Source organism: Zavarzinia sp., from assembly GCF_041650655.1.
In the GTDB taxonomy this organism is placed as follows: domain Bacteria; phylum Pseudomonadota; class Alphaproteobacteria; order Zavarziniales; family Zavarziniaceae; genus Zavarzinia.
Genome location: NZ_JBAZKR010000117.1, coordinates 1 through 11087, shown reverse-complemented (window position 1 = coordinate 11087; position 11087 = coordinate 1). Strand labels below are relative to the sequence as shown.

The 11087-nt window shown below is 68.1% G+C and carries 12 protein-coding genes; 11 read left to right on the top strand and 1 reads right to left on the bottom strand.

The genetic code is table 11. The features are described from left to right. From glyA to WC493_RS19240, 11 genes are all read left to right on the top strand, one after another. Positions 1-1142 (top strand): serine hydroxymethyltransferase (gene glyA, locus WC493_RS19290; protein WP_373067517.1); only part of this gene is annotated, 1142 nt, incomplete at its 5' end. Positions 1143-1207: 65 nt separating this feature from the next. Further along, complete coding sequence (nrdR, locus tag WC493_RS19285; protein WP_373067514.1) at positions 1208-1672, top strand: transcriptional regulator NrdR; 465 nt, start codon at positions 1208-1210, stop codon at positions 1670-1672. After that, entirely contained in the window at positions 1653-2777 is a 1125-nt protein-coding gene (ribD, locus tag WC493_RS19280; protein WP_373067512.1) for a bifunctional diaminohydroxyphosphoribosylaminopyrimidine deaminase/5-amino-6-(5-phosphoribosylamino)uracil reductase RibD, read from the top strand. Before nrdR ends, ribD begins: the two co-directional genes overlap by 20 nt. Before the next feature lie 10 nt (positions 2778-2787). Continuing rightward, complete coding sequence (locus WC493_RS19275) at positions 2788-3384, top strand: riboflavin synthase (RefSeq protein ID WP_373067510.1); 597 nt, start codon at positions 2788-2790, stop codon at positions 3382-3384. Beyond that, positions 3381-4514, top strand: a complete 1134-nt coding sequence (gene ribB / locus WC493_RS19270) for a 3,4-dihydroxy-2-butanone-4-phosphate synthase (protein WP_373067507.1) — start codon at positions 3381-3383, stop codon at positions 4512-4514. The genes WC493_RS19275 and ribB overlap by 4 nt, the downstream gene beginning before the upstream one ends. 5 nt (positions 4515-4519) lie before the next feature. Continuing rightward, positions 4520-5035 (top strand): 6,7-dimethyl-8-ribityllumazine synthase, encoded by a 516-nt coding sequence (gene ribH / locus WC493_RS19265; protein ID WP_373067505.1) that lies wholly within the window; start codon positions 4520-4522, stop codon positions 5033-5035. After that, on the top strand, positions 5032-5532 hold the full coding sequence (gene nusB, locus WC493_RS19260) for a transcription antitermination factor NusB (protein ID WP_373067503.1): 501 nt from the start codon (positions 5032-5034) through the stop codon (positions 5530-5532). The genes ribH and nusB overlap by 4 nt, the downstream gene beginning before the upstream one ends. A 29-nt stretch (positions 5533-5561) precedes the next feature. Next, the gene (thiL, locus tag WC493_RS19255; protein WP_373067500.1) at positions 5562-6545 is read left to right on the top strand and encodes a thiamine-phosphate kinase; all 984 of its coding nucleotides are present in this window, start codon (positions 5562-5564) and stop codon (positions 6543-6545) included. Next, complete coding sequence (locus WC493_RS19250; protein WP_373067498.1) at positions 6542-7006, top strand: hypothetical protein; 465 nt, start codon at positions 6542-6544, stop codon at positions 7004-7006. Before thiL ends, WC493_RS19250 begins: the two co-directional genes overlap by 4 nt. A gap of 5 nt (positions 7007-7011) precedes the next feature. Further along, positions 7012-8262, top strand: coding sequence for an MFS transporter (locus WC493_RS19245; RefSeq protein ID WP_373067495.1), 1251 nt, complete (start codon positions 7012-7014; stop codon positions 8260-8262). A 116-nt stretch (positions 8263-8378) separates the two neighbouring features. Beyond that, positions 8379-10478 (top strand): sodium-translocating pyrophosphatase, encoded by a 2100-nt coding sequence (locus tag WC493_RS19240; RefSeq protein ID WP_373067493.1) that lies wholly within the window; start codon positions 8379-8381, stop codon positions 10476-10478. 57 nt (positions 10479-10535) lie between these two features. Here WC493_RS19240 and WC493_RS19235 read toward each other — a convergent pair whose 3' ends face one another. Continuing rightward, entirely contained in the window at positions 10536-11033 is a 498-nt protein-coding gene (locus WC493_RS19235) for an outer membrane protein assembly factor BamE (RefSeq protein WP_373067490.1), read from the bottom strand. Positions 11034-11087: the final 54 nt, after the last annotated feature.

The window sequence follows — 11087 nt, the reverse complement described above, 5'->3', positions numbered from 1 at the left end:
TGCTCGAAGCTCAGGGCTCCGTCCTGACCAACAAATATGCCGAAGGCTATCCCGGCCGGCGCTATTACGGCGGCTGCGAGGAAGTCGACAAGGCCGAGGTCGCGGCGATCGAACGCGCCTGCCAGCTCTTCGGCGCCACTTTCGCCAATGTGCAGCCCCATTCGGGCGCCCAGGCCAATCAGGCGGTGTTCTTCGCCCTGCTCCAGCCGGGCGACACTTTCATGGGCCTGAACCTGGCGGCCGGCGGCCATCTCACCCATGGCTCGCCCGCCAACCAGTCGGGCAAGTGGTTCAAGCCGGTGCCTTATTCGGTGCGTCCGGACACCCACCAGGTCGACATGGCCGAGGTCGAGGCACTGGCCCTCGAACATAAGCCGAAGCTGATCATCGCCGGCGGCTCGGCCTATCCGCGCACGATCGATTTCGCCGCCTTCCGGGCGATCGCCGACAAGGTGGGCGCCTATTTCATGGTCGACATGGCGCATTTCGCCGGTCTCGTGGCCGGTGGGGCGCATCCCAACCCGCTCGACCATGCCCATGTCGTGACCACGACGACGCACAAGACCCTGCGCGGTCCCCGCGGCGGCATGATCCTCACGCGCGATGTCGATCTCGGCAAGAAGATCAACTCGGCGGTCTTCCCTGGCCTGCAGGGCGGCCCGCTGATGCATGTCATCGCCGCCAAGGCCGTGGCCTTCGGCGAAGCGCTGCAGCCCGAATTCAAGGCCTATGCCCGCCAGGTGGTCGAGAATGCCAAGGCCCTGGCCGAGCGCCTGAAGGGCCATGGTTTCGACCTCGTCTCGGGCGGCACCGACACCCATCTCATGCTGGTCGATCTCCGGCCCAAGAAGCTGACCGGCAACATCGCCGAGAAGGCATTGGACCGCGCCCAGATCACCTGCAACAAGAACGGCATTCCCTTCGATCCGGAAAAGCCGATGGTGACCTCGGGCATCCGCCTGGGCACGCCGGCCGGCACCAGCCGCGGCTTCGGCGTCGCCGAATTCCAATATGTCGCCGATCTGATCGCCGAAGTGCTGGACGGCCTGGCGGCCAATGGTGTCGAGGGCAATGGTGCGGTCGAAGCTGCGGTCGCTGCCAAGGTGACCAAGCTCTGCGCCGATTTTCCGATCTATCGCTAAACGTGGCAGGCGCGCCGGAAGGGTTACGGCGCGCCTGACCTTCGCTCGGGGCTAGGGGGTTCAAGATGCGCTGCCCGTTCTGCGGCCATGAAGAAACACAGGTGAAGGACAGCCGTCCCACCGAAGACAATGGCGCCATCCGGCGCCGGCGTTTCTGTCCCGGCTGCGGTGCGCGTTTCACCACCTTCGAGCGGGTTCAGCTCCGCGAGATCACCATCGTCAAGAAGACCGGCCGCCGCGTGCCCTTCGACCGCGACAAGCTGGCCCGCTCGGTCATGGTGGCGCTGCGCAAGCGCCCGGTGGAGCCGGAGCGTGTGGAGCGCATGATCTCGGGCATCGTGCGCCGCCTCGAATCGATGGGCGAGAGCGAGATCCCTTCCGTCATGGTCGGCGAAATGGTCATGGAGGGGCTGGCCTCTCTCGATTCGGTCGCCTATGTCCGCTATGCCTCGGTCTATCGCAATTTCCGCGAAGCCAAGGATTTCGAGACTTTCGTCGGACGGCTGGCCGGTGCGGACGCCAACGACTGATCGCTTTTCCGAGGCGGACCGCCGCCACATGGGCGTCGCGCTGGGTCTGGCGCGGCGCGGCCTCGGCAATGTGGCGCCCAATCCGGCGGTCGGCTGTGTGCTGGTCAAGGACGGCCGCGTTGTCGCCCGCGGCTGGACGCAGCCCGGCGGCCGCCCCCATGCCGAGACCGAAGCCCTGAAGCGGGCGGGCGAGGGGGCGCGCGGCGCCACCGCCTATGTCACGCTCGAACCCTGTTCCCACCACGGCAAGACCGGCCCCTGTGCCGACGCGCTGGCGAAGGCGGGTATCGCCCGGGCCGTCGTCGCGACCATCGATCCCGATCCCCGGGTCGCCGGGCGCGGCGTCGCCATGCTCCAGGCGGCGGGCGTGAAGGTCGACGTCGGCCTCCTCGAATGCGAGGCGCAGATGCTGAACGCCGGCTTCTTCGGCCGGCTGGACGGCAAGCCCCTGGTCACCCTGAAGCTGGCGACCAGCATCGACGGCTGCATCGCGACGCGGAGCGGCGACAGCCAGTGGATCACCGGCGAGCAGGCCCGCGCCCGGGCCCATCTGATGCGCGCCAATCATGACGCCGTGGTCATCGGTGTCGGCACCGCGATCGCCGACGATCCCCAACTCACCTGCCGGCTGCCCGGCCTGGGCGACCGTTCGCCCATGCGGATCGTCGCCGACGGCAGGCTGCGCCTGCCCCTGACCCATGGCCTGGTGCGCACGGCGCGCAATGTGCCGACCCTGCTGTTCACTGTCCCCGGCAATCCGGCGGGGCGGCGCACCGCCTTCACTGCGGCCGGCGTCGAGGTGATCGAGGTGCCCCAGGGCCAGGGCGGCCATCCCGATCCGGTCCACATGATGAAATGCCTGGCCGACAAGGGGGTGACCCGCCTCCTGGTCGAGGGCGGCGGCCAGCTCGCCGCCAGCCTGATCACGGCCAAGCTTGTCGACCGTCTGTTCTGGTTCCGTGGGCGCTGCGTGATCGGCGACGACGGCAGGCCGGGCGTCGCCGCTCTGGGTCTCGAAAAATTGTCCCTGGCACCGACCTATGCGCTGGACGCCGTGGAGTATCTCGGGGACGACCTATTGGAAATCTATCGCCTCTCCCGTTAAGAGTGACGCCATGTTTACAGGCATCATCACAGACGTCGGCCGAATCGCTCGTGTCGAGCATCGCGGCGACACGAGATTCCGGATCGAGACCGGCTTCGACCTTTCGACCGTGGCGATCGGCGCCTCGATCGCCTGTTCGGGCGTCTGTCTCACCGTGGTCGACAAGGACACCGGCTGGTTCGAGGTCGACGCCTCGGGCGAGACCCTGCGCAAGACCAAGCTGGGCACCTGGGTGGCCGGCAGCCCGGTGAACCTGGAGCGTTCGCTCAAGGTGGGCGACGAGATGGGCGGCCATATCGTGACCGGCCATGTCGACGGCATCGCCACCGTCGTCTCGGTCGAGCCCGAGGGGGATTCGCTGAAGATCGGCATCCAGGCGCCGGAGGGCTTCGCCCGCTATGTCGCGACCAAGGGCTCGGTCGCGCTGGACGGCGTCTCGCTCACCGTGAACGACGTCTCGGGCGACAAGTTCTGGATCAACGTGATCCCGCATACGCAGGAGATGACCACTTTCAGCCGCGACCTGGTGACGCCGGGCACCAAGCTGAACTTCGAGATCGACGTGCTGGCGCGTTATGTCGCCCGGCTCCAGGAGTGGCGGGCATGAGCAACGAATGGCGGGACTATCTCGCCCCCATCGAAGCGATCATCGACGACGCCCGCAACGGCCGCATGTTCATCCTGGTCGATCACGAGGACCGGGAAAACGAGGGCGACCTGGTGATTCCGGCCCAGATGGCGACGCCGGACGCGATCAATTTCATGGCGCGCTACGGCCGCGGCCTGATCTGTCTGTCGCTCACCCGCCAGCGCGTCGATCAGCTCGGTCTCACGCTGATGAGCCGGGACAATCTCTCGCGCCACCAGACCGCCTTCACCGTCTCGATCGAGGCGCGCGAAGGGGTCAGCACCGGTATTTCCGCCCATGACCGGGCGCGCACCGTGGCGGTCGCCATCGATCCCACCAAGGGGCCGCAGGACCTGGCGACGCCGGGCCATGTCTTCCCGCTGGTGGCGCGCGACGGCGGCGTGCTGGTCCGCGCCGGCCATACCGAGGCGGCTGTCGACGTCTCGCGCCTCGCCGGGCTCAACCCGTCGGGCGTGATCTGCGAGATCATGAACGACGACGGCACCATGGCCCGGCTGCCGGACCTGGTGAAATTCGCGCAGTTCCACGGCCTGAAGATCGGCACCATCGCGGACCTGATCTCCTATCGTCGGCGCTGGGACAATCTGGTGACCCAGGTCGGCCAGACCGAGATCGACTCCGCCCATGGCGGCCGCTTCCGCACCCTGGTCTACAAGAACAAGATCGACGGCAGCGAGCATATCGCCCTGGTGAAGGGCGATATCTCCGGCCCGGCCCCGGTCCTGGTGCGCGTCCACACGGTCAACGTCTTCGAGGACCTGCTGGCCGACAAGCGTGGCCGCACCAGCCCACTCGCCGCCGCGATGGAAGAGATCGGGCGGGAAGGGCGCGGCGTGATCGTGCTGATCCGTGACACCCGGCCGACCGCGCTCTCGGAAATCGCGGCGCGCTCGAGTGCGCCGGCCGAAGCCGCGGTCCCGCCGACCCTCGGTCAGCACGAATTGCGCGACTATGGCATCGGTGCCCAGATTCTGCTGGATCTCGGCGTGCACGCCATGATCCTTATCTCCAACACGCGGCGCACCATCATCGGGCTCGAAGGCTACGACCTGAAAGTGGTCGAGCACCGCACTCTCTCGATCGGCTGAACGACATGCGACCCAAGGCGACCGACGCCGGCGATCCCAATCTGCCTATTTCCGGCGGCTCCGGCGGCCCACGCCTCCTGATCGTCGAGGCGCGCTTCTACAATGCGATCGCGGACGAATTGCTGCGCGGCGCCGCCGAGGCGATCGAAGCGGCCGGCGGCTCGTGGGAGCGGATTTCCGTGCCCGGCGCGCTGGAGATTCCGACCGCCATCCGGATCGCCGAGGAAGGCAATCAGGCCAAGGCGAACCGCGTGAAGCGGATCGACGGCTATGTTGCCCTCGGCTGCGTCATCCGGGGCGAGACCAGCCATTTCGACTATGTCTGCGGCGAGAGCGCGCGCGGGCTGATGGACCTCGGTGTCGGCCATGGTCTTGCCATCGGCAACGGCATCCTGACGGTCGAGAACGAGGGCCAGGCCTGGGCCCGCGCCGACCGTGGCGAGCTGAACAAGGGCGCCGGTGCAGCCGAGGCGGCGCTCGCGCTGATCGCGCTGCGCCGCCGCTTCGGGGTGGCGTCGTGAGCAACCCGAACAATCCCCTCCAGCAGGGCCGGCGGCCGAAGTCGGGCGTGAAGGCCCGTTCGGCGGCCCGTCTGGCCGCCGTCCAGGCGCTCTATCAGATCGAGGTCACGGGTCGTCCCGCGGTCGGCGTGATCAAGGAATTCGTCGCCCACCGCCTGGGTGTCGAGACCGACGAGGGCGAGAAGCTGCACGACGCCGACCAGGATTTCTTCGCCGACCTGGTGCGCGGCGCGAGCGACCGGCGGGCCGAGATCGACACTCTGATCACCCCCGCGCTGACCGCCGATTGGCCGCTCGACCGGCTCGACTCGATCCTGCGTGCGCTGGTCCGGATCGCGGTCTACGAGTTCCTGGCCCGGGTCGACGTGCCGGCCAAGGTCGTCATCAACGAATATCTCGACGTCGCCCACGCCTTCTTCGCGGGGGCCGAGCCGGCCTTTGCCAACGGCGTGCTGAACACGCTGGCGCGCCGCCTCCGCCCCGCCGAATTCGCTTAAGGCCTTCCGGGCGCATGGACTAGGGGCGCATGGACGAATTCGAGACCATCGCCCGTCTCTTCGCGCCGCTCAGCCGGGGCGAGCCCGGCGCCTTCGGCCTGACCGACGATGCGGCGGCCCTGGCCCCGGCGCCTGGCTGCGACTTCGTGCTGACCAAGGACGCGATCGTGGCGGGCGTTCATTTCTTCGCCGACGATCCGCCCGAGGCGGTCGCGGCCAAGCTGATGCGGGTCAACCTCTCCGACCTGGCGGCCAAGGGGGCACGGCCGCGCGCCTGCCTGCTGGCCGCGGGTTTTTCGCCCGCAGCCGGCCCGGCCTGGGTCGAAGGTTTCGCGGCCGGCCTCGCCGCCGACGTGGCGGCATTCGGCCTCACCCTGATCGGCGGCGATACCGTGTCGACCTCCGGCCCTGCCTGGTTCAGCCTGACGGCGATCGGCGAAGTGCCCACCGGCACCATGATCCGGCGGGCCGGGGCTCGGGCGGGCGATCTGGTCTGCGTCTCGGGCACCATCGGCGACGCCGCGCTCTATGTCGCAGGGCGCCTGAAGGGCAGGGCGGTCGGGGACCTCTCCGCCTTCGAGGGGCGTTATCGCCTGCCGACGCCGCGTCTCGACCTCGGTGCTTCGCTGCGCGGCTTGGCGCACGCCTGCTGCGACATTTCGGACGGGCTGGTGGCCGATCTCGGCCATCTCTGCGAGCAGTCGGGTCTGGCGGCGGTGGTCGAGGCGGGGCGGGTTCCCCTGTCGGCAGCGGCGGCAGCGGCCGTGGCGGCCGATCCCGGCCTGATCGAGACGGTACTGACCGGGGGCGACGATTACGAACTGGTTTTCGCCCTGGCGCCCGAGGACCTGGCGAAACTGGCCGGGCAGGGGGGCACGGCGATCGGACGCTTTGAGCAAGGTCAAGGAGTGCGCGCGATCGATCCGGCAGGATCACCCCTGACGCTCGGCCGGGGCGGCTGGCGCCACGACGTCGGCGGCCCGGACCCCAAGAGCGGAGTGGTCGGGTCATGAGGCGCTGGAGATGGATCGCGCTCGCAATCGTCGTGCTGGCGTTGATCGGCGCGGGCGGTCTCTATCTGGGCGGTTTCCTGCCCTTCGGCGGGGCGACGGACGAGGCAGCCGCGGCGCCGCCGCCGACCCTGCCCCAGGTCGAGGAACGGACCTATTTCGAGCTGAAGAACGTAATCCTGCCGGCGGTCCGGAACGGCAAGCTGCGCAATTACATCGCCTTCACCTTCAAGATCGAGGTGAAGGATCTCGAAGCCTCGAATCGCCTGAAGGAGCGAGAGCCGCACATACGGGCGGCGTTGGTGGCGCTGTTCTCGAGCGATCCGATCCAGACCGGGGACGGTCCGGCGGATTTCGACGAGATCCCGTTCCGGGAGAAGGCGCTGGCGGCGATCCGCAAGGCGGCGGGGGACATCGAGATCACGGGGATGCTGGTCTCCAGCATCCTGCCGATCAAGAGTTGACCCCGGTGACAGATCCGGCCGCCCGGCTCGCCCGACGCAATGTCCTGCTGCTCGCCTTCGGCCAGGCGCTCTACGGCACGTCGACCACGATCCTGCTCACCCTGAACGGCATCGTCGGCGCCATGCTGGCGAGCGACAAGGCGCTGGCGACCCTGCCGGTCACCGCGATCACCGTGGGCGCCGCTCTCTCGACCATGCCGGCGGCCGCGGTGCAGAAGCGGATCGGACGGCGGAACGGCTTTCTGTTGGGGGCGGGGGCGGGGACGTTCGCCGGCATTCTCTACGGCCTGTCGATCTACTACGGCTCCTTCTGGGGCTTCGTCGCGGCGTCACTGATGGGCGGCTGGTACTACGCCAATGCCCAGTTCTACCGCTTCGCCGCGGCCGAGGCGGCGCTGCCGGCCCAGCGCCCGCGCGCCATCGGCTTCGTCATGGCGGGCGGCATCGCGGCGGCGCTATGCGGGCCGGAACTGGTGAAATACACGCGGGACATGGTGCTGGGCCTGCCCTTCCTCGGCGCCTATGTCGTGGTGGTGGCCCTCGGCGTCGCATCGATGGGCTTATTGTCGCGGCTCCGCCTGGCGCCGCTCGACCCGGTGGCGCGGCACGAGTCGGGCCGGCCGCTTTCGGAGATCCTGCGCCAGCCGCGCATGATCGCGGCGCTGGCGACCGGGATCGCCGGCTATGCCTCGATGAGTCTCGTCATGACGGCAACGCCGCTCGCCATGATCGCCTGCAGCCTGACGGTCGAGGATGCCGCCTTCGTCATCCAATGGCATTCGCTCGCCATGTTCGCGCCCTCCTTCTTCACCGGCCGGTTGATCGAGAAATTCGGCGTCACCACGGTGATCGGCGCCGGCCTCCTGCTGATCCTCGCCTGTACCGGGATCGCGATGACCGGCGTCTCCTTCGAGCAGTTCTGGATCGCCCTGGTGCTGCTCGGCCTCGGCTGGAATTTCGCCTTCGTCGGTGCGACCAGCCTGGTCACCACCTGCTACACGCCGGCCGAACGCTCCAAGACCCAGGCGGCCAATGATTTCCTGGTGTTCGGCGTCGTTTCGGCAGCGTCCTTCCTGTCCGGCGTGGTGCTCGATGTCTTCGGCTGGCACGGCGTGCCGCTGACGGCACTGCCGCTCGCCGCGCTGGCGCTGCTGCTGCTGCCGCTGGCCCGGCGCGGCCACGCGCCGCAGGTGCAGGCGCCCCCGCCTGTGCTTCATGCTTGTTGTTGTGGTGGCGGTGCCGACCACGACGATTGAGAGAGCTTCATTGCGGCCCCCGCACATCTCTGGCACCGTTCGCGCGGGGTTAAGTGCAGGGACCGGAGGGTGCAGGGCGCCCAGCCCCGGCAACCCAGGAAACACGCGGGGAGATCATGGATACAACCATCGGCCTTTGGAGCGTCATCGGTTGCGGTGTGCTTGCGCTGCTTTATGGCGTATGGGCAGCGCGTTCCGTTCTGTCGCGTGATGCGGGCACTGTCCGCATGCAGGAAATCGCCGCCGCCATTCAGGAAGGCGCACGGGCCTATCTGAACCGGCAGTACCGCACGATCGCCATCGTCGGCGTCGTCGTCATCGTCATTCTCTACCTGCTGCTCGGGGCCATGGTGGCGATCGGCTTCGTGATCGGTGCCGTGCTCTCGGGAGCGGCCGGCTATGTCGGCATGAATGTCTCGGTGCGGGCCAATGTCCGCACGGCGGCGGGCGCTCGCGAGGGGCTCGCGAACGCCCTCGGCATCGCCTTCCGGGCGGGGGCGGTGACCGGCATGCTCGTGGTCGGCCTGGCCCTGCTCGCTGTCGCGGTCTACTACTACATCCTGCTGTCGAGCGGGGCGAGCGGGCGTGACCTGGTCGATCCCTTGGTGGCGCTCAGCTTCGGCGCCTCGCTGATTTCGATCTTTGCCCGCCTCGGCGGCGGCATCTTCACCAAGGGCGCCGACGTCGGCGCCGACCTCGTGGGCAAGGTCGAGGCCGGCATCCCCGAAGACGACCCGCGCAATCCCGCCGTGATCGCCGACAACGTGGGCGACAACGTGGGCGACTGCGCCGGCATGGCGGCCGACCTGTTCGAGACCTATGCGGTCACCCTGGTCGCCACCATGGTGCTCGGTTCGATCTTCTTCGCGGCCGATCCGGCGCTCGTCTCGCGCATGATGCTCTATCCGCTGGCGATCGGCGGGGCCTGCATCATCACCTCGATCATCGGCACCTTCTTCGTCCGCCTGGGCGCTTCGCAGAACATCATGGGCGCCCTCTACAAGGGCTTGATCGTCACCGGCGTCCTGTCGGCGGCGGCGCTCTGGCCGATCACCCAACTGGTCCTGGGGGACATGGCGGCCCCGATCACCGGCGGTGGCCACACCTTCAACGGCGGCCATCTCTTCCTTTGCGGCCTGGTCGGGCTCGTGGTCACCGGGCTGCTGGTCTGGGTCACGGAATTCTACACCTCGACCGCCTTCCGGCCGGTCCGCTCGGTCGCTCAGTCTTCGACGACCGGTCACGGCACCAATGTGATCCAGGGCCTCGCCGTCTCCATGGAGGCGACTGCGATCCCGGCCCTGATCATCTGCGTCGGCATCGTCGCCACCTTTCAGCTCGCCGGTCTGTTCGGCACGGCGGTGGCGGTCACCACCATGCTGGCCCTGGCCGGCATGATCGTGGCGCTCGACGCCTATGGCCCGGTCACCGACAACGCGGGCGGCATCGCCGAAATGGCCAATCTGCCGCCCGAAGTGCGCAAGACGACCGACGCGCTGGACGCGGTCGGCAACACCACCAAGGCGGTCACCAAGGGCTATGCCATCGGTTCCGCCGGCTTGGCGGCCCTGGTGCTCTTCGCCGCCTATACCGAGGACCTGACGGCTTTCTTCCCGTCGCTGCACGTCACCTTCGACCTTTCCAGCCCCTATGTCGTGGTCGGGCTGCTGGTCGGCGGCATGCTGCCCTATCTGTTCGGCGCCATGGGCATGACCGCGGTCGGCCGGGCGGCGGGGGCCGTGGTGGTCGAGGTGCGGCGCCAGTTCAAGGAGATCAAGGGCATCATGCAGGGCAAGGCCAAGCCGGACTACGGCCGTGCCGTCGACCTGCTGACCAAGGCGGCGATCAAGGAGATGATCATCCCCTCGCTGCTGCCGGTGCTGGCGCCCATCGTGCTTTATTACGTGATCCTTGCGGTGGCCGACCAGGCCTCTGCCTTCGCGGCCGTCGGCGCCATGCTGATGGGCGTGATCGTGACCGGGCTCTTCGTCGCGCTGTCGATGACGGCGGGCGGCGGCGCCTGGGACAATGCCAAGAAATACATCGAGGAAGGCAACTTCGGCGGCAAGGGCTCGGATGCCCACAAGGCCGCCGTGACCGGCGATACCGTCGGCGATCCCTACAAGGACACCGCGGGCCCCGCGGTCAACCCGATGATCAAGATCACCAACATCGTCGCCCTGCTGCTGCTGGCGATCCTGGCTCACCACGGCTGAGCCGAACAAGAGAAAGGCCCCGCCGGTTGCCCGGCGGGGCCTTTTTCATGCCTTCCGTCAGCGCGGAATGCTGCCGCCGGGCACGGGTGCGCTGGTGGCGCCGGAATTGGGCGCGTTGAAGCGGCCGAGATTGCCGAAGAGCTGCTGCCAGAGGCTCAGCTCCGAACCGAGAGTCGGCGTCTTTTCGGGGTTCATGGCAACCTGCTTGCCGTCCTCGGCCTTCAGGCGGCTCACCTCGGTGACATTGCCGGCCTGGTCGAACTGGACAACAAGCACGCCCTGGTCCGTCACTTCCTCGCGCCGGAAGGCGACGCGCTGGGTCGTCTCGCTGATGTAATACCAGGAACTATCGTCGAAGTTGGACACGGTCGATGGCGTGCCGAGCAGGCGGGCCACCGATTCCTTGTTGTCCACCCCCGGCCGGATCGCGGTGATGGCGGTTTCGTCGGGTCGCCACCCGCGCTCGTCGATCGTCGGCGTGCAGGCGCCGACGGCGAGGCCGGCCGCGAGAACGGCTGCGGCGAAGATCGGCTGGGTGAAGCGGGCAACGGCCATGGTAACGGCGGGTCCATCAACGGCGCGCGAGGTTGACGGTGGTCCGCCTCGCCA

Bases quoted from the DNA above. Each gene is read 5' to 3' on its own strand.
- WC493_RS19240 (WP_373067493.1), top strand. From the start codon at position 8,379: ATGGATACAACCATCGGCCTTTGGAGCGTCATCGGTTGCGGTGTGCTT.
- ribB (WP_373067507.1), top strand. From the start codon at position 3,381: ATGAGCAACGAATGGCGGGACTATCTCGCCCCCATCGAAGCGATCATC.
- ribH (WP_373067505.1), top strand. From the start codon at position 4,520: ATGCGACCCAAGGCGACCGACGCCGGCGATCCCAATCTGCCTATTTCC.
- WC493_RS19250 (WP_373067498.1), top strand. From the start codon at position 6,542: ATGAGGCGCTGGAGATGGATCGCGCTCGCAATCGTCGTGCTGGCGTTG.
- WC493_RS19235 (WP_373067490.1), bottom strand. From the start codon at position 11,033: ATGGCCGTTGCCCGCTTCACCCAGCCGATCTTCGCCGCAGCCGTTCTC.
- thiL (WP_373067500.1), top strand. From the start codon at position 5,562: ATGGACGAATTCGAGACCATCGCCCGTCTCTTCGCGCCGCTCAGCCGG.
- WC493_RS19275 (WP_373067510.1), top strand. From the start codon at position 2,788: ATGTTTACAGGCATCATCACAGACGTCGGCCGAATCGCTCGTGTCGAG.
- nrdR (WP_373067514.1), top strand. From the start codon at position 1,208: ATGCGCTGCCCGTTCTGCGGCCATGAAGAAACACAGGTGAAGGACAGC.